This window comes from Anaeromyxobacter sp. SG17 (assembly GCF_022690695.1).
Classification (GTDB): Bacteria; Myxococcota; Myxococcia; order Myxococcales; family Anaeromyxobacteraceae; genus Anaeromyxobacter; species Anaeromyxobacter soli.
Window position 1 is genome coordinate 1 of record NZ_JALCYX010000056.1, and the last position, 21,799, is coordinate 21,799.

Sequence of the window (21,799 nt, forward strand, 5' to 3'; positions counted from 1 at the left end):
GCCCTCGCCCGCCGCGCCGCCGCCGGCGGGCGCGCCTGCCGCGCCGGCGCCCGGGGCCGGTGAGCCGCAGGGGCTCCCGTCGTCCTCGCAGCTCCTCGCCCAGGTCGAGGCGATGAAGGGGCAGCTCGCGACCGCGCCGAAGCCGCTCGAGATCCTGCGCGCGCTCGGAGACCTCTACTACCAGGAGCGCCGCTACGCGGACGCGATCGGCTGGTACGACCAGGCGATCGCGGTCGCGGAGCCGGCCTGGAAGGACTACCTGGCGCTCCCGGCGGCCGTGCGCGCCAGGGAGCCCAGCCCCGCGGTGAAGCAGGAGTGCACGCGCTCCGAGAAGCGCGGCTTCGAGCCGCTCGTGCGCGCGGCAGAGGCGCGCGCGCGGCGCAAGGACGGGGCGGGCGCGGCGTTCTGCTACCGCGCGGCGCTCGAGCCGTCCATCGGGGCGCGCATCCAGCGCGCGAACGCGAAGCTCCTCGCGGGGGACGCGCCCGGGGCCATCGCCGACCACGAGGAGGTGCTCGCGCGGATCCCCGACCAGCCCGACGCCATGTACTTCCTCGGCCTGGCCCTCGCGGAGACGGCGAACGGGAACATCGGTCAGCTCGAGCGAGCGCGCGCCCTGTGGAAGCGGGTGGGCGAGGTGCAGCCGAACGGTCCCTACACGGATGGTCTCATGATGGCGACCGGCGAGGTGGAGCGGCGCATCGCGGCCGCCCAGTCGGCCCGCATGAGCCGATGATGCCTCGCGCGGCCGCGGCCGCGCGGCTACAACGGACGGCCATGCCCAAGCTCTATTACGCTCCCCGCACCCGCGCCTCGCGCCCCCGCATCGTCCTCGAGGAGCTCGGCATCCCCTACGAGCTCGTCCGGCTCGATCCGGCGAAGGCCGAGACGCGCACCCCCGAGCACCTCGCCCGCCATCCGCTCGGCCACGTGCCGGTGCTGGAGGACGGCGAGGTCCGCATCTTCGAGTCCGGCGCGATCTGCTTCTGGCTCGCGGAGCGCTACGGCGAGGGGAGGCTCCTGCCGCCCCCCGGCTCCCCGGGACGCGCGCTCGCCTACCAGTGGCTGTGCTTCGCGCTGTCCGAGCTCGAGCCGCCGCTCGCGCCGCTCGCCGCGGAGCTGAAGAAGGCCGAGCCGGAGCGGGACCGCGCGTGCGTCGAGCGGAGCGCGGCCCGGTTCCACGCCGCCGCGAAGGCGGTGGACGCCGCGCTCTCGGGCCGCGACTTCCTCCTCGGAGACGAGCTCTCGGTCGTGGACGTCGTCGTCGCGGCGATCCTCTCGTACGGGAGGTTCCTCTGCGGCCTCGAGGGCATGCCGACGGCCGACGCGTACGTGCTAAGGCTCCGCGGCCGGCCGGCCTGGAAGCGCGCCACGGCGGACTGACCGGGAGCGACTCCGGCGAGGCTCAGCGGGGCGGGAGGGCCCTCCGCTCCGCGCAGCGGAGGCAGAGCCGCGCCTCGCCGCGCTCCCGCACGTAGGGCAGCAGGACCCGGTCGCCGCAGGCGTCGCAGGGCACCGTCCGGAAGGACGGCGTCCCGTCCTCGAGCTCCATGGGGAAGACCGGGCTCACCGAGAAGAGCCGGTCCTCCGCGGTCGCGCGCACGAAGCCGAGGAGCGGCTCCAGCACCTCGTCCGGCACCGGCGCCCAGGGCTGTCCCCTGGCCTCGCAGACGCGGAACCACTCGCTCGACTCGAGGGCCTCGTCCACCTCGCCGCGCACGGCGACGCGGACGGCCCTGCGGCGTCGCTGGTCGACGAGCGTGAGGCCGAGCTTGCCGTGCGGCACGCGGACGATCAGGTCCTTGCCGAACGTGCACCCCGTCGCGACCTGTACACCGTCCGCGAAGCCCTGGCCGTAGTGATCACCCCCCACCTCGACCATGGCGAACAGCTCGCGCTCCACGGCGCGCGGGGTCTCGAGCGCGCCGAGCGCGGCGTGGCCGGCCCGCAGGCCGAGCGCGAGCGGCGGGCAGGGGTGGCCGTGCAGCAGCTCGCCGCACTCGAGCTCTCGCTTCGGTCGTTGCATGGGTCGGGGCGCCTCCGCGCGTGGGAGCCGGGGGCTCCGGATCCGGTGCAGATTGACGGAGCGCTTCCTGCACGGGACGATGCGGCCATGCCACCGACCGCCGCGCCCAACCCGCCGGACGCCGCCGTCCCGGACACCCTCCCTCGCCCGGCGGGGCGCGCGGGCCCGGCCGCGCTCGCGGTGGCGCTCCTCGCGCTCGCCGTCTCAGGGATCGGCCCCAAGGACCGGCTCACCTGGCTCATGGAGGTCGCGCCCGTCCTCGCCGCGCTCCCGGTGCTCGTCGCCACGCGCCGCGCGTTCCCGCTCACGCCGCTCCTGTACGCGCTGCTCGCGATCCACGCCGCCATCCTCTGCGTCGGCGGGCACTACACCTACGCCGAGGTGCCGCTCGGCTTCTGGGCGCAGGACGCGCTCGGGCTCGCGCGCAACCCCTACGACCGGCTCGGCCACCTCGCGCAGGGCTTCGTCCCGGCGCTCGTCGCGCGCGAGGTGCTGCTCCGCACCTCGCCGCTCCGGCGCGGGCGCTGGCTGTTCGTGCTCGTCACGGCCGTCGCGCTCGCCGTCTCCGCGCTGTACGAGCTCGTGGAGTGGGGCGCTGCGCTCTCGCTCGGCCAGTCCGCCGACGCGTTCCTCGGGACGCAGGGAGACCCGTGGGACACGCAGTGGGACATGTTCATGGCGCTCCTCGGCGCGCTGGCCGCTCAGCTCGCCCTGGCGCGGGTGCAGGACCGGCAGCTCGGGGCGCTCGAGGTCCGCTCGCCCTAGCGCGGTGGCCGGCCGGCCGCGGCGAGCACCTTCGCGATCGCCTCGGCGGGGAGCGGCTCGCACCGCCCGGCGAGCCGCGCCACGAGCGCCACGCGCGCCACGCGCTCGAGCGTCTCCATCCGGTCAAAGGCCTCGTCGAGCGTGCGCCCGAGGGCGAGCGCGCCGTGGCGCTCGAGGAGCACCACGTCGTGGCGCGGCCACAGGGGCGCGAGCGAGGCGGGCACCTCGTCGGTCCCGGGGGTGGCGAACGGCGCGACGGCGATCTCGCCGAGCGTGACCGCCGCCTCCGGCACGAGGTCGTTCGGCGGCGGGATCCCGGCCACCGTGAGCGCGACCGCGGTGACGGGGTGCGCGTGCACGACCGCGGCGACGTCCTCGCGCGCGGCGTAGGCGGCGAGGTGCATGCGGAGCTCGGTCGAGGCGCGCCCGCCCCCCGTCACCACCGCGCCGCGCCCGTCCACCACCACGAGATCGCCGGGGGCGAGGTAGCCCTTGTTGGCGCCGGAGGGCGTGACGAGGAACCGGTCCGGGCCGAGGCGGACGGAGACGTTGCCCTCGCCCGCGCCGATGAGGTCGCGGGCGTGGAGCCGGCGGCAGATCTCGACGACCGCCGCGCGCAGCGCGCGCTCTCCGGCCGCGGCGTTCCGCGGCGCGGCGTGAGGCTGCGCGCGGCGGGGCGCGCGGGCGGCGGGGCGGCGGCGCGCCATCAGAGGATCTTCGCGGCGAGGAGGTCCTGCACGTCGAGGAGCCCGACCGGGCGGCCCTCCTCGTCGACCACCGGGACCTGGTCGATGCGCGCCTGGCGGAGGACGCGCGCGGCGTCCACCACGAGCGCGTCGGGGCGGACGGTGCGGGGGTTGCGGCCCATCGAGGAGGACACCGGGCGCGTGAAGTCGGTCTCGCCGTGCTCGACGAGGCGGCGCAGGTCGCCGTCGGTGAAGATGCCGACCAGCTTGCCCGCCGCGTCCACCACGCTCGTCGCGCCGGGCCGGCCGGGCGTCTCGGTCATCCGCGCCACCGCGGCGGAGAGCGGCTGGTCCTCGCGCACGACCGGGTTCGCCTCGGCGCCGCGCATGAGCTCGCGGACCTTCATGAGCCCGCGGCCGAGCTTCCCGCCGGGGTGGAAGAGCGCGTACTCCTCCTTCTCGAAGGGCCGGTTCGCGAGCACGGTCATGGCGAGCGCGTCGCCGACCGCGAGCAGCACGGCGGTCGAGGCGGTGGGCGCGAGGCCCATCGGGCAGGCCTCGGCGACGTCGCCGATGGCGAGGACGAGGTCGGCGGCGCGCGCGAGCGGGTTCACGCGGTCGCGCGTCACGGCGACGACCCGCGCGCCGATCTTCTTGAGCGCCGGCAGGAGGCGGAGGATCTCCTCGGTCTCGCCGGAGTTCGACAGCGCGATGACGACGTCGTCCTTGGTGATCCGGCCGAGGTCGCCGTGCGCCGCCTCGGCGGGGTGGACGAAGTGGGAGGGCGTGCCGGTGGAGGCGAGCGTGGCGGAGATCTTCTGCGCCACGAAGCCGGGCTTCCCCATCCCGGTCACGACCACCCGGCCGCGGCACCCGAGCACCCACCGGACCGCCTCGGCGAAGCGGTCATCGAGGCGCACCGCGGCGATGGCGCGCGCCTCGGCGTCGAGCACCGTCCGGCCATAGTCGAGCAGGGAGCGATCGGAGTGCGCGGGCCGCTTCGCGCGCGAGCGGGGGAGGCGAACCACGCGGGCCTTCGGTCGGCTGGCCATGAGGGTGCGCGCGATATAGCACTTTCGCGCCTCTTGCGGCAGCGCGGGCCGGTGCGCTATGGGACGCCCCTCCGGAGGTAGCCCACGATGCAGTTCTTCATCGACTCCGCCGACGTCGGCGAGATCAAGAAGGCCCTCGCCCTCGGCCTGTGCGACGGCGTGACGACCAACCCCTCGCTCGTCGCCAAGACCGGCCGGGCGTTCGACGAGGTCCTGAAGGAGATCGTGGCGCTCGCCCCCGGTCCCATCTCGGCCGAGGTCACCGCCACCGACGCCGAGGGCATGCTCCGCGAGGCGCGCGCCTACGCCAAGTACGGCGACCAGGTGGTCATCAAGATCCCGCTCATCGTCGAGGGGCTCCGCGCGGTGAAGGTGCTCTCCGACGAGGGCGTGAAGACGAACGTCACGCTCTGCTTCTCGGCGGTGCAGGCGCTCCTCGCCGCCAAGGCGGGCGCGACCTACGTGTCGCCCTTCGTCGGACGCCTGGACGACATCTCGCAGGACGGCATGGCGCTCATCGCCGACATCCTGCAGATCTACCGGAACTACGACTTCGACACGAAGGTGCTCGTCGCCTCGGTGCGCCACCCGGTGCACGTGCTCGAGGCGGCGCGGCTCGGCGCGGACGTCGCGACGATCCCCTACTCCGTCATCGAGCAGCTCGCGAAGCACCCCCTCACCGACAGCGGCCTCAAGAAGTTCCTCGCCGACTGGGAGAAGGTGCCGAAGAAGTAGCGCGGCGGGCTCGCCCTCCGTCCGGCGCCGCCCGGCGCCCCGCGTGCCGGGCGCTCCCCCGATGCGCATCGTTCGCCCGTGCCGCGTCCTCTCGGGCCGCGGGAGGAGGGAACATGCCATCGCTCGCCCGTCCGTCGGCAGTCCTGGCCGCCGTCGTCGCGTTCCTCGCGCCCGTCCTCGTGCTCGCCCAGGCGGCCGATCCGGCCGCCGCCACGAGCGCCGGGTTCGGCTGGGTCTGGATCGTCGCCGCCGCGGCGATCGTCATCGCGCTCTTCTGGATCGTCTTCTCCGGTCGCCGGGGCCCGACGCCCCCCGCGCGCCGATCCTGACGTCGCCGCCCGCTCGGGCAACCCGGTCGGCCGCCTCCTCCGCGGCCGGGATCAGCCCAGCGTCACGCGGAACAGGCGGCGCTCCACGTCGTCGATCATCGCGACGAGGTCCTCGCGGCCGATGCGCACGCGGTCGGCGTGCTCCTTCAGGCCCAGGCACTTCTCGGTCACCAGGCGGACGAGCAGGTGGAGGGCCGCCCCCTCGGCGGGAGTCTGCAGCCGGTGAGCGTCCTCGGCGAGGCGCCGCTCGACGCCCTCGAAGTCGCGGAGGAGGTCGAGGCGCGCGAGCTCGAGCGCGAAGCGCAGCACGTCGTCGCGCGGCCGCTCCGCCGCGCCGGCCGACCAGCGCGCGCGCAGCTCCTCGGACACCCAGTCCAGGAACGGCGGCGGCCACGCCTCGAGCTCGCGCGCGAGCTCGCCCGCGAAGCGCTCGAGGACGTACGCCTTCACCGGCTGCTTCTCGCGCTCGTAGAGGAAGTCGAAGCGGCGGTCTCGCACGTGCCCGAGTGTAGCGCGAGCCGGCCGCGGCGCGTCGCGCGCGCGGCGGCGCGGAGCGGGCGAAGGTAATTCGTCTGCGGGCGGGTCCAGCCCCCCGTCCGACGAACGGCGCGGCCCCCGCGAGCTCAGGCGGCGTCGGTGCCCGGCTCCTTGCGGGCGCCGTTCGCGGCGCGCTCCGCGCGGCCGCCCCGCATCGCGGTGAGCGGGCCGCGCATCACCGGGGCCTCGCTCTCGCCGGCGCGGATCTCGCGGAGGAGCACCTCGTAGACGCGCTTCCCCGTCACGAACGTCCGGTGATCGCCCTTCACCTCGACGTTCACGAGGTGCGGGAGCCCGTGCGTCTCGATCACGCCGCTCGGGAACGGGGCCCACCCGTCGCGGCGCGACCAGATGGACGCGAGGCGCACCTGCGCCGGCCACGGGCCGTCGTGGAGCCGCTCGAGGAACGCGCTCCCGGGCATCATCTGCCAGACCGAGCGCGAGACCCCGCCGAGCGGCAGGCCGAGGTAGGCGAGGGGCGTGCCGTGGTGCGGGGTGCCGAGCGTCACGACCGCGCGCGTGCGCCGCCAGCCGCCGAGCCGCTTCACGTAGTAGGCGGCGACGAGGCCGCCCTTCGAGTGGCCGACGATCGTGAGCGGCCCCATGCCCGGGTTCCGGGCGTAGATGCGCTCGACCTTCGCGCGCACCAGGTCCGCGACGTCGTCGATGCCGCGGGTGTTGAAGGCGCCGCCGAGGCCGCCGAGGCGGAGGGAGAAGACGCCGTAGCCGTCGCGCCGCAGGCGCCGCTCGAGGATGTCGAAGGTGCGGCGCGAGGCGAAGAAGCCGTGCAGCAGGAGCACCGGGCGCGGGCAGTGCGCGAAGTCCGTCCGCTTCTCGATCCGGTCCGCCGTCCCGGGCAGCTCGAGCGCCGCCGCGATCTCGTCCACCTGCCGCGCCGCCCGCCGGATCATCCGAAGGAGCTTCATACGGAGCGCCTCCCGAAGGTCAGTCTAATACGCCGCACGGACGGCGGCAGGGGGGCGCACCTGACGAGCGGGTCCGTACGGGGGAGGACCGAGGTCGCCCGCCTCACCGGCCGCGCGGGGTCCGGGCGGCGCGCCCGTCCTTGAGTGGGTCGCTCCCACGCGCTAAGACTCGGAATTCCCTGCCGGAGGTTCCGATGCTCGTGGTCATGAAGCCGCACGCCAGCGAGGGCGAGGTCGCCGCCGTCGTGGAGCGAGTCCGCTCCCTCGGGCTCTCCGCCCACCCCATCCCGGGCGCCCAGCGAGTCGCCATCGGCATCACCGGCAACAAGGGGGGCCTCGAGCCGGAGCTCTTCGAGACGCTCCCCGGCGTGCAGGAGGCGCTGCGCGTCTCGCAGCCCTTCAAGCTCGTGTCGCGCGAGGTGAAGGAGGAGGACACGGTCATCGACGTCGGCGGCGTCCCGCTCGGCGGGAACGCGCTCGCCATCATGGCGGGGCCGTGCTCGGTCGAGTCGAAGGATCAGCTGCTCGAGGCGGCGCACGCGGTGCGCGCGGCCGGCGCGCGCTTCCTCCGGGGCGGCGCCTACAAGCCGCGAACGAGCCCCTACGAGTTCCAGGGGCTCGCCGAGGAGGGCCTGAAGCTGCTCGCGCTCGCCCGCGAGGAGACGGGCCTCAAGGTCGTGACCGAGGTGATGGACGTCGAGACGCTGCCGATGGTGGCGGAGTACGCCGACGTCCTCCAGATCGGCGCGCGCAACATGCAGAACTTCTCGCTCCTGAAGCAGCTCGGCACGCTCGGGAAGCCCGTGCTCCTGAAGCGCGGGCCGTCCGCCACGATCAAGGAGTGGCTGATGGCCGCCGAGTACGTGGTCTCGCGCGGCAACTACCAGGTGGCGCTCTGCGAGCGCGGGATCCGCACGTTCGAGACCATGACCCGCAACACGCTCGACCTGAACGCCGTGCCGGTGCTGAAGGCCCTCACGCACCTGCCGGTCGTGGTGGACCCCTCGCACGGCATCGGCCTCCGCGCCCACGTCGCGGCGATGGCGCGCGCCGGCGTCGCGGCGGGCGCGGACGGCCTCATCATCGAGGTGCACCCGCGGCCGGAGAAGGCCCTCTCCGACGGGCAGCAGTCCCTCACGCCGCGCGAGTTCGACGAGCTCATGCGGCAGGTGCGCGTGATCGCCGGCGCCGTGGGGCGCGCCGTCGCCTGAGCGAGACGGCCCGCGCGCAGCGCCCGAGGTGCGCCGGCGAGCGTCCCCTCGTCCCCAACGCTCCCGACGGGGCGGGCCAAGCGGTGCGCCCGACTTGCCAAGCCACGATCAGGTCTTACGGTCGTGGCATGAGGCACGAGCCACAGGCGCCCACGACCGACTCGAAGGACCTTCGCCTGCCGAACGGCTGCCTGCTGTGCGGCGGAGACCTCGACGTGCGCGTGACGGACGGCGAGGCGCGGAGCTTCTGCGGCCGCTGCCGCTGGATCAGCCGCCCGCACATGCAGCGGCAGGAGGACGGGATCCACATCGTCCACCCCGCCGGCGGAATCGCCTGAGCGACCGATCCTGATCCGCGATCCGCGCGGGCGCGACTCCCTGGTTTACCTCGCGCGCCGCGCGCGGGCGAACCCGCCGTCGGGCGCGATCCAGCCCCGCTCCGCGCCCTCGATCCCCACGTCGAACGCGCGCAGCACCGCCGTGGACCGGTCGGGCAGGAGCGGGGCGACGAACCAGCGGCCGCCGTGGAGCGCGCCCGGTCCCCCGTAGAGCGCATCCACCGGCAGCTCCGCGCGCCAGCGCTCGACGCCGTCCGGGCCGAGGGCGACGAGCGCCGCGGTCCCGAGCGTCACGTCGAGCGACGACGCGCCATAGACGTCGAGCTCGGAGAGCACCAGCACGCCGCCGTCCGCGGTCACCGCGGTCACCGCGGTGGTGAGGTGCGGGTGCGTCGAGCGATCGGAGGGCGGCTCCGAGGCGAGGGTCCGCCGCCAGGCGACGGCGCAGCCGTCGAGGTCGAGGCGCGCGACCGTGCCGATGCCGAACGCGTAGGCGAAGCCTCCCGCCGAGAGCACCTCGCCGGACACGCCGGTGGCGCGGCCGGCCCGCGCCCCGTCCTCGAGGCGGAGCCAGTCCACGTACGCCGGCCCGCCGTCGGGGAGGAAGCGGCTGTCCGGGAACGACTGCACGAAGGCGAACCGGTCGGACACGTTCGCGAGCCAGCTCGCGTGATCGCTCGGCTGCGCGATGGCGAAGCGGTCCCCGCCGTCGGGCGCGGTGGCGTAGACCGTCGCGCCCACCACGTCCGTGCTGGCCGAGAACAGGAGCGCGCCGTCGGGCGCGATCGCCGCGGGCGAGCTCATCCAGATCGTGCGCGCCCCCTCGAACGCGCGCCGCGACACGAGCTTCCCGCTCTCGAGGTCGACGCGGAGCACGCCCGGGTACTGGTAGCCGTCCGCTCCGAGCGCCGTCAGCGAGAGGAAGAGGACCCCGTCCGCCGCCGCGGGGTGCGTCTCCCCCACGTACGCGCGCGCCGGGCCCGCCGCCTCCGGCACGAGCGGCGCCGCGTCCGCGACCACGTCGCGGGTCCAGAGCGGCGCGCCGTCCGCGGCGCGGAACGCCTCGAGCGCGGTGCCGGGCACGCCGAGCGGCTCGATCGTGGGCTGCGAGAGCACGGCGACGACGCCGTCCGCGACGAGCGCGACGTGCGCGGCCAGGTGGGCGGCGGGCGCGCGCCAGCGGACCCGGCCCGCGCGCGTGGCGGAGACGACCTCGCCCGTGCCGTCGTCGGCGAGCTCGGTCCAGTAGAGGTTCCCGTCCGCGTCGAGGACCCCGTCCCATCGGAGCCGCATGCCTGCGGCGGGACGGTGCTCCCACGCAGGCGTGGGGTGTCGCGCCGCCGTCGCCTCGAGCGCGGGGCCGCCGTCGAGCCCGACCGAGAGCTCGCACGGGCTCGCGATGGGCGGCGGGGGCGTGGGGGGAGGCGCGGCGGGCGTGCCGGCGTCGGGAGGTGGCACCGGCGTCGTCGGGACGCCGTCGATCGGGCCGCCGCCGGGGCCGATGTCCCCCGGGGCGAGACCCGGTGGCGGCGGGGGCTCGGTCGGCGCGGGCGGCTGCTCGCCGGGCGCGATGGCGGGGCCCGACGGCGCGCCGCCCCCGGACGGGGGCGCGCCGCCGTCGCTCGGCGGCGTCGGGCCGGGGCTGGCCGGCGCGGGCTCGCTCTTGGAGCCGCACGCGGCGATCGCGATAGAGGCGGCGAGGAGGAGTGGAAGCGTTCGCATCGCGCGGGCGGCCGCGCTCGCGGCCACCCGAACGTTGGAGTTCCGTCGCCCCGCACGCGACGGCCCGCCGGGGCGGCGCCGCCGGGTGGGCAGCGCGGGGAGCGCTCAGCGCCGGAGCGCCCGCTTGAGCGAGCGCACGAAGCGCGTCACGCGCTCGGCGCGCGCCTTGCGCGTCCCGCCCTCCGCGATCCGCTGCACGATCGCGCTCCCCACCACGACGCCGTCCGCGAGGGCCCCGAGCTCCCGCGCCTGGGCGGGAGAGGACACGCCGAACCCGATCACCACCGGCACCGGGCTCTTCGACCGGATCTCGGCCACGGTCGGGCCGATCTCCGCGGCCACCGCCTTGCGCGCGCCCGTGACGCCGGTGACGGACACGAAGTAGAGGAACCCCGTCGCCGCGCGCGCCGCCGCCTCGACGCGCGCCGCGTCGGAGGTGGGCGCGAGCAGGAACACGGTCCGGACGCCGCGCGAGGCCAGCACGGGCGCGACGTCGCCCGCCTCCTCGGGGAGGAGGTCGGGGATGATCACCGCGTCCACCCCGGCGCGCGCGCAGCCGTCGGCGAAGCGCTCGACGCCGCGCGCGAGGATGGGGTTCAGGTAGCCCATGAGCGCGATGGGCACGTCCGAGCGCGCGCGCACCGCCGCCGCGACCTCGAGCACGCCGTCGGGCGTCGTCCCCGACGCGAGGGCGCGCTCCGCCGCGTGCTGGATGGTGGGCCCGTCCGCCATCGGATCCGAGAACGGCACTCCGAGCTCGAGCAGGTCGGCGCCGCCCTCGACGCAGGCGAGCGCGAGCGCCTTGGACGTCGCCACGTCGGGATCGCCGCCCATGACGTAGGTGACGAGCGCGGCCTCGCCGGCGTCGCGGCAGCGCGCGAACGCCGCGGCGATCCGGTCCGCCGGCGCCGCGGCGGCGACGCCCGGCACCTCGCGCGCGCCGCCCGCGCGCGCCCTCGACCTCGCGGTGCTCCTCGCGTGCCTCCCTTCCGGCGCGGCGCCGGCCGGCCGCGGCTCCTCCGCGCCGCCTTCCGGGGCGGGGAGGCCTGCGCGGCGAGCGCGCGGCGCACCTGCTCGACGTCCTTGTCGCCGCGGCCCGAGACGTTCACCACGACGAGCCCGTCGGGCCCGAGCGCGCGCGCGACCTCGCGCGCCGCCGCGACCGCGTGCGCGGTCTCGAGCGCCGGGATGATCCCCTCCATGCGCGCGAGGTACTGGAGCGACTCGAGCGCCTCCACGTCGGTGGCCTGCATGAGCGTGAGCCGGCCGGTGTCCTTGAGGTGGGCGAGCTCGGGGCCGACGCCCGGGTAGTCGAGCCCGGCGCTGATCGAGTGCGCCTCGCGGATCTGCCCGTTCTCGTCCTGGAGCACGTAGCTGCGCGAGCCGTGCAGGACGCCCGGCGTCCCCTTCGCGAGCGAGGCCCCGTGACGGCCGCTCGCGAGCCCGTGGCCGGCGGCCTCGACGGCGACGAGCTTCACGGCAGGGTCCTCGAGGAACGCGGAGAAGATGCCCATCGCGTTCGAGCCCCCGCCCACGCAGGCGACGACCGCGTCGGGCAGCCGGCCGGTGAGCGCGAGGCACTGCGCCCGCGCCTCCGCGCCGATGACGGACTGGAAGTCGCGCACCAGCGCGGGGTACGGGTGGGGGCCCGCGACCGAGCCGATGATGTAGTGGGTGTCGCGCACGTTCGTCACCCAGTCGCGCAGCGCCTCGTTCATCGCGTCCTTGAGCGTGCGCGAGCCGGACTCCACCGGGACGACGCGCGCGCCGAGGAGCTGCATGCGGAAGACGTTCAGCGCCTGCCGCTCGACGTCGAGCGCGCCCATGAACACGTCGCAGGGCAGCCCGAAGAGCGCCGCCGCGGTGGCCGTCGCGACGCCGTGCTGGCCGGCGCCGGTCTCCGCGATGATGCGGGTCTTCCCCATCCGCCGCGCGAGCAGCACCTGACCGAGCGTGTTGTTCACCTTGTGCGCGCCGGTGTGGCAGAGGTCCTCGCGCTTCAGGAGCACCCGGCAGCCGCCGGCGTCGGCGCTCATGCGCCGGGCGTCGCCGAGCGGCGTCTCGCGCCCTGCGAAGCGGGTGAGCAGGTCGGAGAGCTCGGCGCGGAAGGCCGGATCCTCCCGCGCGGCGCGCCAGGCCGCCTCGAGCTCCTCGAGCGCTGGGACGAGCGTCTCGGGGACGTAGCGCCCGCCGTACGCGCCGAACCGGCCGCGCGGGCCGGGGAGGGGAACCGGAACCGTCATCGTGCTGCCTCCTTCGCCGCCTGGATGAACCGCCGCAGCTTGTCCTCGTCCTTCACGCCGGGCGCGCTCTCCACGCCGCTCGCGACGTCGACGCCGTAGGGCCGCACCCGCCGCACCGCCTCGCCCACGTTCTCGGGGGTGAGGCCCCCGGCGAGGAACACCCGCGCCGCGCGAGCCGCCTCGAAGGCGAGCGACCAGTCGAAGGTCCTGCCGCTGCCGCCGAACCCGGGCCCCGGCGCGTCCAGCAGGAACGCCGGGACCTCGTAGGCGGCGAGGGCGGCGAGCGACGAGGGCCCCTCGACGCGGATCGCCTTCACCGCCGGGACCGGGAGCGACGCGCACAGCGCCGGGGGCTCGTCCCCGTGGAGCTGGGCGACCGTCACGCCCGACGCCGAGAGGGCCGCGAGGATCTCCTCCCGCGACGCGTCCACGAAGACGCCGAACGTCTCGACCCCGGGCGGGAGGCGCCGGACGATCTCGCCCGCCGCCGCGGGCGGGATGAACCGCTTCGAGCCCGGCCAGAAGTTGAACCCCAGCGCGTCCGCGCCGAGGCGCACCGCGAGGAGCGCGTCCTCGAGGCGCGTGATGCCGCAGATCTTGACCTTCACGGAGGGCACCGGGGCAAAGTCCTGGGGTTACTGCGTCATCTCGCGGAGGAGGGCGCCGGGATCGCTCGCGCGCACGAGGGCCTCGCCCACGAGCAGGTTCGCCGCGCCCGCCCGGCGGAGCCGGCGCGCGTCCTCGGGCGTGCGGACGCCGCTCTCCGCGACCCCCCGCACGCCCGCGGGCAGCGCGGGCAGGATCCGCTCGGAGGTGGCGAGGTCGACGGCGAAGGTGCGGAGGTCGCGGTTGTTCACGCCGACGATGCGCGCGCCCGCCGCGAGCGCGCGCTCCGCCTCGCCGGGGTCGTGCACCTCGACGAGGGCCGCGAGCCCGAGGCCGCCGCAGGCGTCGAGGAGCTCGCGCAGGGCCCCGTCCTCGAGGGCCGCCACGATGAGGAGCGCCGCGTCCGCGCCGGCGGCCCGCGCCTCGAGGAGCTGGTAGCGGTCGACCACGAAGTCCTTCCGGAGGAGCGGCACGTCCACGGCCGCGCGCACCGCGGACAGATCGGCGAGCGAGCCGCCGAAGCCGGGCCCGTCGGTGAGGACGGAGATCGCCGCCGCCCCCGCCGCGGCGTAGCGCTGGGCCTGCCCGGGCGCGTCGAGCCCCGCCGCGATGGGACCCGCCGACGGGCTCGCTCGCTTCACCTCGGCGATGACCCGCGCCGGGCCGCCCCGCAGCGAGAGCGCCGCCTCGAACGGGCGCGGCGGCGCCGCGTCGCGGGCCCGCGCCGCGAGCTCGCGCTCCGGCTCGGCCGCGCGCCGGGCCTCCACCTCGTCCCGCTTGCGCGCGAGGATCCCGGCGAGGAACGTCACGCCGCGCCTCGCGTCGCCCGCACCAGCCGCGCGAGCATCTCCGAGGCGTCGCCGCGGTCGACCACCTCCGCGCCGAGCCGGACGGCCGCGCGGAGGTCCGGGGCCGCGCCGGCCGCGACGAGCGCCGCCGCCGCGTTCGCGAGCGCCGCGTCGCGCGGGCCGCCCTTCTGCCCGCCGAGGACGTCGGCGAGGATCCGGGCGTTCCGCTCCGCGTCGCCGCCCAGGAGCTCGGCCTCCTCGTGGCGCGCGAGGCCGAGGTCCTCGGGGAGCACCGAGTAGCGCTCCACGGCGCCGTCCCGCACCTCGCACACGTGCGTCATCCCGGTGACGGCGATCTCGTCGAGCCCCTCGCCGTGCACGACGAACGCGTGCGCCGCGCCGAGCGCGGCGAGGACGCCGCCGATGACCGGCACCCAGCGGGGCTCGTAGACGCCCATGACCTGGTGCCGCGCGCCGGCCGGGTTCGCGAGCGGCCCGAGCAGGTTGAAGATCGTCCGGACGCCGAGCTCGCGCCGGATGCCGGCCACGGCCTTGAAGGCGGGGTGGAGCCGCGGCGCGAAGAGGAAGCCGATCCCGACCTCCTCGATGGCGCGCTCGACCACCTCCTTCGGCGCGTCCACGTCGACGCCCAGCGCGGCGAGCACGTCGGCGGACCCCGAGCGCGAGGAGACGGCGCGGTTGCCGTGCTTCGCGACCGTGACGCCCGCGCCGGCCACCACGAACGCGGCGGTGGTGGAGATGTTGAAGGTGTGCCGCCCGTCGCCGCCCGTGCCGCAGGTGTCCACGAACACGTCGCGGTCGACGCGCACGCGATCGACCCGCGCGCGCATCACCTCGGCCGCGCCGGCGATCTCGTCCACCGTCTCGCCCTTCAGCCGCAGCGCCGCGAGGAAGGCCCCCACCTGCGCGGGCGTCGCGCCGCCGTCGGCGATCTCCACCATCACCGCGCTCATCTCCGCGCGCGCGAGGTCGTGGTGCTCGAGGAGCCGCGCCACCGCCTGCTGGATCATCGGACCCTCCCGCCGCCGAGCCGGCGGAGCCAGTTGCCGAGGAGCCGCTTCCCCTCGAGCGTCAGTATTGACTCAGGGTGGAACTGCACGCCCTCCACGTCGAGCGAGCGGTGGCGGAGCCCCATGATCTCGTCCTCGTCGGTCCAGGCGGTCACCTCGAGGGCGGCCGGCAAGGTCGCGCGCTCGACGACGAGCGAGTGGTAGCGCCCCGCCTCGAACGGCGACGGCAGGCCGGCGAACACCCCCGCGCTCGCGTGCCGCACCGGGCTCGACTTGCCGTGGACGATGCGCGCGTTGCGGACCACCCTGCCCCCGAACGCCTGCCCGATGGCCTGGTGCCCGAGGCAGACCCCCAGGATCGGCAGCTCGCCCGCGAGCGCCCGGATCGCCTCGAGCGTCACGCCGGCGTCGTCGGGCGTGCAGGGCCCCGGCGAGAGGACGAGCCCGTCGGGCCGCCGCGCCCGGATCCCCGCCACGTCGACGGCGTCGTTGCGGAAGACCTCGACCTCCGCGCCGAGCTCGCCGAGGTACTGGACGAGGTTGAAGGTGAAGCTGTCGTAGTTGTCGACCATCAGCACGCGCGCCGCCTCGGCGCGCCGCGCCGCGCCGCGGTGGGCGGCTTCCGTCACGTGAGCGCCTCGGCGCGCGTCGCCTCTGCTCGCCGCGACGGCCGGGTGCGCCTCCCGCGCCGGCTCCTCACGCCTCCCGCTCCGGCCGCTCATCGCTTGCCCTTTCGCGGCCTGCGCCGGCTCGGCCTCGGCGTGCGCGCCGCCACCGCGCGCGGGCTCGGCGGCTCCGCCACGGCGTCGAGCAGCCGCGACTCGGCCTGCGCGACGGCGGTGAAGACCGCGCGCGCCTTGTTGAGCGTCTCCTGGTACTCCGCCTCGGGCACCGAGTCGTAGACGAGCCCGCCGCCCGCCTGCACCGAGACGCGCCGCCCGCGCGCCATGAGCGTGCGGATGGCGATGCACATCTCCATGTCGCCGCCCCGGTCGAAGTACCCGACCGCGCCGGCGTACGGCCCCCGCCGCGCCGGCTCGAGCTCGTCGATGATCTCCATGGCCCGCACCTTCGGGGACCCGGACACGGTGCCGGCGGGGAACCCGGCCTGCAGCACGTCCACCGCCGAGAGGCCCTCCGCGAGCCGCCCCTTCACCTCCGAGACGAGGTGCATGACGTGGGAGTAGCGCTCCACCGTCTTGAGCGCGGTGACGCGGACGGTGCCCACCGCCGAGACGCGCCCGACGTCGTTGCGGCCGAGATCGACGAGCATCACGTGCTCGGCGTTCTCCTTGGGATCGGCCCGCAGCTCCGCCTCGAGCCGCGCGTCCTCCGCCGCGTCCGCGCCCCGCCGCCGCGTCCCGGCGATCGGGCGGAGCGTCACCTCGCCGTCCTCGAGCTTGATGAGGGTCTCCGGCGAGGAGCCCACGAGCGCGCGGTCGCCGTCCTTCAGGAAGAACAGGTACGGCGACGGGTTCACGCGCCGGAGCGCGCGGTAGATCTCGAACGGCGGGACCGACACCACCGCGTCGAAGCGCTGCGAGTACACGATCTGCTGGCAGTCGCCCGCCTTCACGTACTCCTTCGCGCGCTCGACCGCGGCGAGGTAGTCCGCCTTGGCGAGGCGGGGCACGAGCGCGGAGGGGCGCGCCGCCCGCCGCGCCCGGCGATCGACGAGCGGGGCGGCGAGGAGCCCGAGCCGCTTGCGGATGCGCCGGAGCGCGTCCGCGTACAGCGCGCGCGGGTCGTCGCCCGCGTCGCAGCGGACCTCGCAGAGGACGTGCATCGAGTGGCGGCGGTTGTCGAACGCCACCACCTCGTCGAAGTCCATGAGCAGGAGGTCGGGGAACCCGAGCTCGTCCGGGTTCGCGATCGGCACCCGCGGCTCGAACAGCTTCACGGCGTCGTACGAGACGTGGCCGACGAGCCCGCCCGAGAAGGGCGGCGTGCCGGGGACCCGCACGGCGGAGTGGGTCGCGAGGGCGGCGCGCACCGCGTCGATGGGATCGCCGCGATCGCCGAGCTTGTAGCGCAGCGCGCTCTTCGGTCCCGCGCCGAGGAAGCTGAACCGCGCGCTCCGCTCGCCGCCCTCGACCGACTCGAGCAGGAACGCCTGGCGCTCGCCGCGCGAGAGCTTCAGGAACGCGGAGACCGGCGTCTCGGTGTCGGCGTCGACCTCGACGCGCACCGGCACCGCACGGCCCGGCCTGCACAGGGTGAGGAAGGTCTCGAGATCGGGGGTGGGCCGGAGATCACCGGCGCCAAAGAAACACCGTCATGCCGACACCCGACGTGCCGGTCCCGCCACCTCGACCACGTCGCTCTCCACGATCTTGTTCTTCCTGTCGACGAGGACGACCGTCGGCTTGAAGCCGCGCGCCTCCGCCTCTTCGAGCTCGGCGAACGTCGCGAGGATCACGAGATCGCCCGGCTTGTTGAGGTGCGCTGCGGCGCCGTTGATGCAGATGATGCCGGAGCCCCGCTCGCCCTTGATCGCGTAGGTCTGCAGCCGCGTGCCGCGCGTGATGTTCCACACGTGCACGGCCTCGTACTCGAGGATCCCAGCGGCCTCGAGGAGGTCCTCGTCGATCGAGACGGAGCCCTCGTAGTCGAGGTCGGCGTGGGTGACCGTGGCGCGGTGAATCTTGGACTTGAAGAAGGTCCGGCGCATGGCGAGTGGGGATCCTTATCCGAACCGGACCGCCCCGCGCAAGGGTCCCGGCGCGGAGGGCGGGCGCCGGGCCGGCTCTCCGCCGATCGGGTGCGTCGGGTCGGCGGCCGCTCGCTCGCCCGCGCGCGCCCGCGCCTCAGTGCGCCTGGCGGTACGAGACCGGCTCGGTCTGCGCGATCTCGGCGCTCCGCTCGCAGAACAGCTTCGGCTGCGCCACGAAGGCGTTCACCGCGCCGGAGAGGACGAGGTGGATGAACAGCTGATCCGCGCTGTAGGCGACCGGCGTCTGCGCCGCGAGCAGCTTCCTGGCGGCGCCCAGCGTGAACGCGTAGGCGAAGGCGCCGTGGTGGAGCCCCGCGCGGCGCAGGTGGAGCGAGTATGACGATGGGTGCATGCGCAGCACCTGCTCCGGCGTCCACTTGAGGAGCTGGAGCGCGGAGAGCCCCACGTAGGCCGCGCGCTTCAGCCGCATGCGGCGCGTCACCACCTCGAAGTTCGACCAGCCGGCGTAGAGCAGCTCCCAGTCGTCGGGCAGCTCCGCCAGCGCCGCGGCGGCGCAGCCCAGGTCGCCGCTCGGTCCGGCGTCGTCCTCCAGCACGAGCACGCGCGACCACCCGTTGCGCACGGTCTGCTCGTAGAGCTGGCGATGAGAGAGCGCACAGCCGATCTCCCCGGGGGTCAGCGGCCGCCCGAGACGGCTCACGCGTCGGGCCCGGGCGGGATCGTAGGTGCCGGCGCGCTCGAGGGCGCGAACGTCGAGCGTCGCCGCGTCCACACCCATGTGGAACCGGTAGTCGAGCGTCGCGAGGTGCTGCTCGGCGTGACGCTGGCGCTCTCGCGCCCGGTGGAGCGTCAAGACGAAGATCCGATCGAACGAGCGGTTCAGGACCTCGAACGAGCTTTCCACGGCCACGAATTGTCGCACGCGCGAGCGCGAGGCGCCAATCGGGGTGGGTCCGCGGCGAGGTGGGTGCGGCACTCCGGAGAGCGCACCCGGGCTCGCCGCCTCGCGGTCAGGCGCGGCCGCGCATGCGCCGCCAGGCGGTCGAGAGATCCACGCCGGCGACGGCCGACGCGAGGGCCGTCATCGCCTTCGCGCGCAGCGCCATCCCGGGCCCGTCGCGTACGACGGCGAGGCTGAGCCTTCGCGCGCGGGAGAACCGCCCGCCGCGCAGCGCCGCGCGCGCAGCGGCCATCCGCCAGCGACCCTGGTTCGCCCGGGCGAGCGCACCGCTCCAGCCGACGCCGGCGCGCTCCTCGGGCTCGAGCGCGGCCACCACGTCGCGCACGACGCGCCGGTGCTCGCGGAGGAGCGTGTCGCCGCGCATGCTCGTGGCCTGCGCCCCGTGGCGGCGCCAGCAGCCGAGCACGTGATGGTGGTGCAGGGCGACGCCCTGGCTGCGCGCGAGGAGCAGCATGCAGGTGGGGAGGTCGACGTAGTTCGCCGACCCGTCCTGCCGGAACCCGCCGATGCGATCGAGCGCCGCGCGCCGCATCATCACCGTGACCGACGGGTACAGCACGTAGGCCCTGACGAGCTCCCGGAAGAGCGTCGCCGTGGGGACGCGGTCCGTCCCGCCGTCGAGCGCGACGCCGCGGCAGACCCGCAGCGTGCGGCCCTCCTCGTCCACCTCGAGCCCCGCCCCCCAGGAGAGCTGCACGGCGGGATCGTCGAAGCCGCGCACCTGCACCTCGAGCTTGTCGGGCGGCCAGAAGTCGTCGCCCTCGAGGATCGCCACGAGCTCGCCGTGGCTCTCGGCGAGCGCCGCGTTGTAGCTCTCCGCGAGGGCGCGGAGCCCGCGGTGCGGCAGCCGGAGGCACCGCACGCGCGGATCCCGGTAGGACTCGACGACGTCCGCCGTGCCGTCCGTCGAGCCGTCGTCCACGACGACGAGCTCGAAGTCGCGGAACGTCTGCGCGAGCGCGCTGTCCACGCACTGCCGGACGAAGCGCGCCGCGTTGTACGTCGGCGCGACGATCGTGACGCGCGGCACGGGCCGTTCGGGAACGGTCAGCGCTTCGCCAGCTGCCGGTCGATGACGGCCTTGAGCTGCTCGAACGGCACGGCGCCGACGACCCGCTCGCCGTTCACGAACATCGTCGGGGTGCCCTGGGCGCCCACCGACGCCGCGAGCTGCTGGTCCTGCTGGATGCGCGCGCGCGCCTTCCCGCTCTGGACCGAGGCCTGGAACTTCTTCGAGTCGAGGCCGATCTCGCGCGCGATCCGCGTGAAGGCGTCGGGCGAGAGCTCGCGCTGCGAGGCGAAGAGCTTGTCGTGCATCTGCCAGAACTTGCCCTGCTCGCGGGCCGCCTCGGCGGCCTCCGCCGCGGGGAGGGCCTGCTGGTGGAAGGGCAGCGGCTGGTGCTTCCAGACCACCTTCACCTTGTCGCCGTAGGTGCGCTGCACCTCGTCGAGCGTCGGGCCGACGCGGGCGCAGAACGGGCACTGGAAGTCGGAGAAGAGCACGATCGTGACGGGCGCCTTCGGGTTCCCGCGCACCGGGTCGTCCGGGCGAACGTCGACCTTCTGCACGGGGCCGGGCGCGGGCGCCTGCGCCGCGGCGGGCACCGGCGCGGCGGGCGCGGAGGCGACGTTCGCGTCGCAGGCGCGATCGTAGAAGCGCGCGTCCGGCTTCGCGCCCTTGAGCAGCGCGTCCGCCTTCTTGAGCTCCTCGTCGGCGACCGCGCGCATGCGCTCGAGCGGCTGCGCCCCGACGACCTGGCGGCAGTTGAAGAACAGGGTGGGCGTGCCGTTCGCGCCGACGGAGCTGCCGAGGCGCATGTCCTCCTGGATCCGCGACTCGTACTTCTTCGACTGGACCGCCTGCTCGAACTTGCGCGTGTCGAGCCCGATCGCCTTCGCGTGGCCCGCGACGGTGGCGGCGTCGAGCGCGCGCTGGTTCTCGAAGAGCTTGTCGTGGAGCTGCCAGAACTTGCCCTGCTCGCGCGCCGCCTCCGCCGCGAGGGCGGCCGGCATCGCGTCGGAGTGCATGGGGAGCGGCTGGTGCTTCCAGACGATCCGCAGCTGGCCCGGGTACGCCTCCTCGAGCTGCTTCAGGGTGGGCTCCACGCGGCCGCAGAACGGGCACTGGAAGTCGGAGAAGAGGACCACCGTGAGCTTCGCGTCGGCGGGGCCGCGCGCCGGGTCGTCGGGCCGCAGCGGCACCTTGCGGTAGAGCGCCGCGGGCGCCGGCGCGGCGGGGGACGGCGCGACGGGCGCGGCGCCCGCGGGCTGGCCGGGGTCGGCCGGGAGGAACACCGGCCGCGGCGACGCGCCCTCCATGATCTTGGCGTAGACCTGCGACGCGGGCGTGCCGCGCTGCACGAGCGCCTCGGCCTTCTTGAGCTCCTCGTCCACGAGGGCGCGGAAGGCCTCGAGCGGCTGGGCGCCGGCGATCTTGCGGCCGTTGACGAAGAACGAGGGCGTCGCGGGCGCGCCGACCGACTGCACGAGCTGCTGATCGCGCTGGATCCGCTCCTTGTGCTTGCCGGAGGCGATCGCCTCCTTCACCTTCGCGACGTCGAGGCCGACCTCCTGCGCGGCGCGCTCGATGCTGGCGTCGTCGAGGGCCGGGGCGAGCTCGAAGAGCTTGTCGTGCATCGCCCAGAACTTCGCGTCACCGCCCTGCGCGCGGGCCTCCTCCGTGGCGATCGCGGCGGGGAGCGCGCGCGCGTGGAAGGGCAGGGGGTTGTGGCGGAAGGAGAAGCGCAGCTTGCCGGGGTAGGCCTCCTCGAGCTGCTTCAGCGTCGGGCCGACCCGCTTGCAGAACGGGCACTCGAAGTCGGACGACTCGACGATCGTGACGAGCGCGTCCGCGGAGCCGCGGAGCGGCGTGTCGTCCACCGGCACCCGGTAGGCCGCGCGCGCGTCCTCGACGGGCCGGGCCGGCCGTTGCATCGGCCCGCCGGCGGGCGGGCGCGCGCCGCGCCCGTCGAGGGCGCCGCGAGAGAAGAAGCCCACCGAGAATCCGATGACGAGGGCGATGATCCAGCTGACGTGCCTCATGTCGAACCGTCTCCTACGCGTGCGTGGTCGAGCCGCGCATTCAATCACGAAATCCCGAGTACCGACAAACGGATGAACGCGTTCCCGGACCGCGCTCCTCCCCCGAACCGCCCGCGCCGCGGGCCAT

At 75.2% G+C, this 21,799-nt stretch carries 22 protein-coding genes and 2 pseudogenes; 7 read left to right on the top strand and 17 right to left on the bottom strand.

Features of this window, described 5'->3' with window-relative positions:
- Together MNY60_RS17365 and MNY60_RS17370 are read left to right on the top strand one after the other, a co-directional pair.
- A pseudogene (locus MNY60_RS17365) lies at positions 1-736 on the top strand (hypothetical protein); the annotation flags it as partial.
- A 41-nt stretch (positions 737-777) separates the two neighbouring features.
- Positions 778-1,383, top strand: coding sequence for a glutathione S-transferase family protein (locus MNY60_RS17370; protein ID WP_242341146.1), 606 nt, complete (start codon positions 778-780; stop codon positions 1,381-1,383).
- 22 nt (positions 1,384-1,405) lie between these two features.
- Here MNY60_RS17370 and MNY60_RS17375 read toward each other — a convergent pair whose 3' ends face one another.
- Positions 1,406-2,026: an FmdE family protein gene (locus tag MNY60_RS17375; RefSeq protein WP_242341147.1), complete on the bottom strand. Its 621-nt coding sequence runs from the start codon at positions 2,024-2,026 to the stop codon at positions 1,406-1,408.
- 87 nt (positions 2,027-2,113) lie between these two features.
- Between MNY60_RS17375 and MNY60_RS17380 the strand changes: the two genes are divergently transcribed.
- The gene (locus MNY60_RS17380) at positions 2,114-2,791 is read left to right on the top strand and encodes a DUF2238 domain-containing protein (protein WP_242341148.1); all 678 of its coding nucleotides are present in this window, start codon (positions 2,114-2,116) and stop codon (positions 2,789-2,791) included.
- On the opposite strand, the gene MNY60_RS17385 is transcribed toward MNY60_RS17380, so the two are convergent.
- Together MNY60_RS17385 and MNY60_RS17390 are read right to left on the bottom strand one after the other, a co-directional pair.
- The gene (locus tag MNY60_RS17385) at positions 2,788-3,498 is read right to left on the bottom strand and encodes a class II aldolase/adducin family protein (protein WP_242341149.1); all 711 of its coding nucleotides are present in this window, start codon (positions 3,496-3,498) and stop codon (positions 2,788-2,790) included. The two genes, MNY60_RS17380 and MNY60_RS17385, sit on opposite strands and share 4 nt — an antisense overlap.
- On the bottom strand, positions 3,498-4,529 hold the full coding sequence (locus tag MNY60_RS17390; RefSeq protein WP_242341150.1) for an SIS domain-containing protein: 1,032 nt from the start codon (positions 4,527-4,529) through the stop codon (positions 3,498-3,500). Before MNY60_RS17390 ends, MNY60_RS17385 begins: the two co-directional genes overlap by 1 nt.
- Before the next feature lie 87 nt (positions 4,530-4,616).
- On the opposite strand from MNY60_RS17390, the gene fsa reads away from it, so the two are divergent.
- On the top strand, positions 4,617-5,264 hold the full coding sequence (fsa, locus tag MNY60_RS17395) for a fructose-6-phosphate aldolase (protein WP_242341151.1): 648 nt from the start codon (positions 4,617-4,619) through the stop codon (positions 5,262-5,264).
- Positions 5,265-5,377: 113 nt separating this feature from the next.
- Positions 5,378-5,593 (top strand): hypothetical protein, encoded by a 216-nt coding sequence (locus MNY60_RS17400; protein WP_242341152.1) that lies wholly within the window; start codon positions 5,378-5,380, stop codon positions 5,591-5,593.
- Positions 5,594-5,644: 51 nt separating this feature from the next.
- Here MNY60_RS17400 and MNY60_RS17405 read toward each other — a convergent pair whose 3' ends face one another.
- Positions 5,645-6,091, bottom strand: coding sequence for a hypothetical protein (locus MNY60_RS17405; protein WP_242341153.1), 447 nt, complete (start codon positions 6,089-6,091; stop codon positions 5,645-5,647).
- 125 nt (positions 6,092-6,216) lie between these two features.
- Complete coding sequence (locus MNY60_RS17410) at positions 6,217-7,056, bottom strand: triacylglycerol lipase (protein ID WP_242341154.1); 840 nt, start codon at positions 7,054-7,056, stop codon at positions 6,217-6,219.
- 194 nt (positions 7,057-7,250) lie between these two features.
- Between MNY60_RS17410 and aroF the strand changes: the two genes are divergently transcribed.
- Together aroF and MNY60_RS17420 are read left to right on the top strand one after the other, a co-directional pair.
- Entirely contained in the window at positions 7,251-8,267 is a 1,017-nt protein-coding gene (aroF, locus tag MNY60_RS17415) for a 3-deoxy-7-phosphoheptulonate synthase (protein ID WP_242341155.1), read from the top strand.
- A gap of 128 nt (positions 8,268-8,395) precedes the next feature.
- Positions 8,396-8,605: a hypothetical protein gene (locus tag MNY60_RS17420; RefSeq protein ID WP_242341156.1), complete on the top strand. Its 210-nt coding sequence runs from the start codon at positions 8,396-8,398 to the stop codon at positions 8,603-8,605.
- Positions 8,606-8,650: 45 nt separating this feature from the next.
- Here the strand turns inward: MNY60_RS17420 and MNY60_RS17425 are convergent, their stop codons facing one another.
- The 12 genes and pseudogenes from MNY60_RS17425 to MNY60_RS17480 form a co-directional block, all read right to left on the bottom strand.
- Positions 8,651-10,063, bottom strand: coding sequence for a hypothetical protein (locus MNY60_RS17425; RefSeq protein WP_242361250.1), 1,413 nt, complete (start codon positions 10,061-10,063; stop codon positions 8,651-8,653).
- A gap of 369 nt (positions 10,064-10,432) precedes the next feature.
- On the bottom strand, positions 10,433-11,161 hold the full coding sequence (trpA, locus tag MNY60_RS17430) for a tryptophan synthase subunit alpha (protein WP_242361252.1): 729 nt from the start codon (positions 11,159-11,161) through the stop codon (positions 10,433-10,435).
- Between the two features lie 200 nt (positions 11,162-11,361).
- Positions 11,362-12,570 (bottom strand): annotated as a pseudogene (gene trpB, locus MNY60_RS17435) (tryptophan synthase subunit beta); the annotation flags it as partial.
- The gene (locus tag MNY60_RS17440) at positions 12,567-13,187 is read right to left on the bottom strand and encodes a phosphoribosylanthranilate isomerase (protein WP_242356497.1); all 621 of its coding nucleotides are present in this window, start codon (positions 13,185-13,187) and stop codon (positions 12,567-12,569) included. The pseudogene trpB and the gene MNY60_RS17440, both read right to left, overlap by 4 nt.
- Positions 13,188-13,205: 18 nt before the next feature.
- Positions 13,206-13,985: an indole-3-glycerol phosphate synthase TrpC gene (trpC, locus tag MNY60_RS17445; protein ID WP_242340648.1), complete on the bottom strand. Its 780-nt coding sequence runs from the start codon at positions 13,983-13,985 to the stop codon at positions 13,206-13,208.
- Complete coding sequence (trpD, locus tag MNY60_RS17450; protein ID WP_242340647.1) at positions 13,982-14,995, bottom strand: anthranilate phosphoribosyltransferase; 1,014 nt, start codon at positions 14,993-14,995, stop codon at positions 13,982-13,984. The genes trpC and trpD overlap by 4 nt, the downstream gene beginning before the upstream one ends.
- Positions 14,992-15,567 (bottom strand): aminodeoxychorismate/anthranilate synthase component II, encoded by a 576-nt coding sequence (locus MNY60_RS17455; RefSeq protein WP_242340651.1) that lies wholly within the window; start codon positions 15,565-15,567, stop codon positions 14,992-14,994. Before MNY60_RS17455 ends, trpD begins: the two co-directional genes overlap by 4 nt.
- Before the next feature lie 146 nt (positions 15,568-15,713).
- Entirely contained in the window at positions 15,714-17,183 is a 1,470-nt protein-coding gene (gene trpE / locus MNY60_RS17460) for an anthranilate synthase component I (RefSeq protein WP_242340646.1), read from the bottom strand.
- A gap of 87 nt (positions 17,184-17,270) precedes the next feature.
- Positions 17,271-17,666 (bottom strand): aspartate 1-decarboxylase, encoded by a 396-nt coding sequence (panD, locus tag MNY60_RS17465; RefSeq protein WP_242340645.1) that lies wholly within the window; start codon positions 17,664-17,666, stop codon positions 17,271-17,273.
- Positions 17,667-17,802: 136 nt separating this feature from the next.
- Entirely contained in the window at positions 17,803-18,573 is a 771-nt protein-coding gene (locus MNY60_RS17470; protein ID WP_242340644.1) for a glycosyltransferase family 25 protein, read from the bottom strand.
- 106 nt (positions 18,574-18,679) lie between these two features.
- The gene (locus tag MNY60_RS17475; protein WP_242340643.1) at positions 18,680-19,660 is read right to left on the bottom strand and encodes a glycosyltransferase family 2 protein; all 981 of its coding nucleotides are present in this window, start codon (positions 19,658-19,660) and stop codon (positions 18,680-18,682) included.
- A 17-nt stretch (positions 19,661-19,677) separates the two neighbouring features.
- Complete coding sequence (locus MNY60_RS17480) at positions 19,678-21,672, bottom strand: thioredoxin domain-containing protein (RefSeq protein WP_242361254.1); 1,995 nt, start codon at positions 21,670-21,672, stop codon at positions 19,678-19,680.
- Between the last annotated feature and the right edge of the window lie 127 nt (positions 21,673-21,799).

Coding starts and splice junctions, on each gene's coding strand:
- panD (WP_242340645.1), bottom strand. CDS start 17,666: ATGCGCCGGACCTTCTTCAAGTCCAAGATTCACCGCGCCACGGTCACC.
- trpA (WP_242361252.1), bottom strand. CDS start 11,161: ATGGGCGGCGATCCCGACGTGGCGACGTCCAAGGCGCTCGCGCTCGCC.
- MNY60_RS17420 (WP_242341156.1), top strand. CDS start 8,396: ATGAGGCACGAGCCACAGGCGCCCACGACCGACTCGAAGGACCTTCGC.
- MNY60_RS17410 (WP_242341154.1), bottom strand. CDS start 7,056: ATGAAGCTCCTTCGGATGATCCGGCGGGCGGCGCGGCAGGTGGACGAG.
- MNY60_RS17455 (WP_242340651.1), bottom strand. CDS start 15,567: ATGGTCGACAACTACGACAGCTTCACCTTCAACCTCGTCCAGTACCTC.
- MNY60_RS17375 (WP_242341147.1), bottom strand. CDS start 2,026: ATGCAACGACCGAAGCGAGAGCTCGAGTGCGGCGAGCTGCTGCACGGC.
- MNY60_RS17390 (WP_242341150.1), bottom strand. CDS start 4,529: ATGGCCAGCCGACCGAAGGCCCGCGTGGTTCGCCTCCCCCGCTCGCGC.
- MNY60_RS17480 (WP_242361254.1), bottom strand. CDS start 21,672: ATGAGGCACGTCAGCTGGATCATCGCCCTCGTCATCGGATTCTCGGTG.
- trpD (WP_242340647.1), bottom strand. CDS start 14,995: ATGATCCAGCAGGCGGTGGCGCGGCTCCTCGAGCACCACGACCTCGCG.
- MNY60_RS17370 (WP_242341146.1), top strand. CDS start 778: ATGCCCAAGCTCTATTACGCTCCCCGCACCCGCGCCTCGCGCCCCCGC.
- MNY60_RS17400 (WP_242341152.1), top strand. CDS start 5,378: ATGCCATCGCTCGCCCGTCCGTCGGCAGTCCTGGCCGCCGTCGTCGCG.
- aroF (WP_242341155.1), top strand. CDS start 7,251: ATGCTCGTGGTCATGAAGCCGCACGCCAGCGAGGGCGAGGTCGCCGCC.
- MNY60_RS17385 (WP_242341149.1), bottom strand. CDS start 3,498: ATGGCGCGCCGCCGCCCCGCCGCCCGCGCGCCCCGCCGCGCGCAGCCT.
- MNY60_RS17380 (WP_242341148.1), top strand. CDS start 2,114: ATGCCACCGACCGCCGCGCCCAACCCGCCGGACGCCGCCGTCCCGGAC.
- fsa (WP_242341151.1), top strand. CDS start 4,617: ATGCAGTTCTTCATCGACTCCGCCGACGTCGGCGAGATCAAGAAGGCC.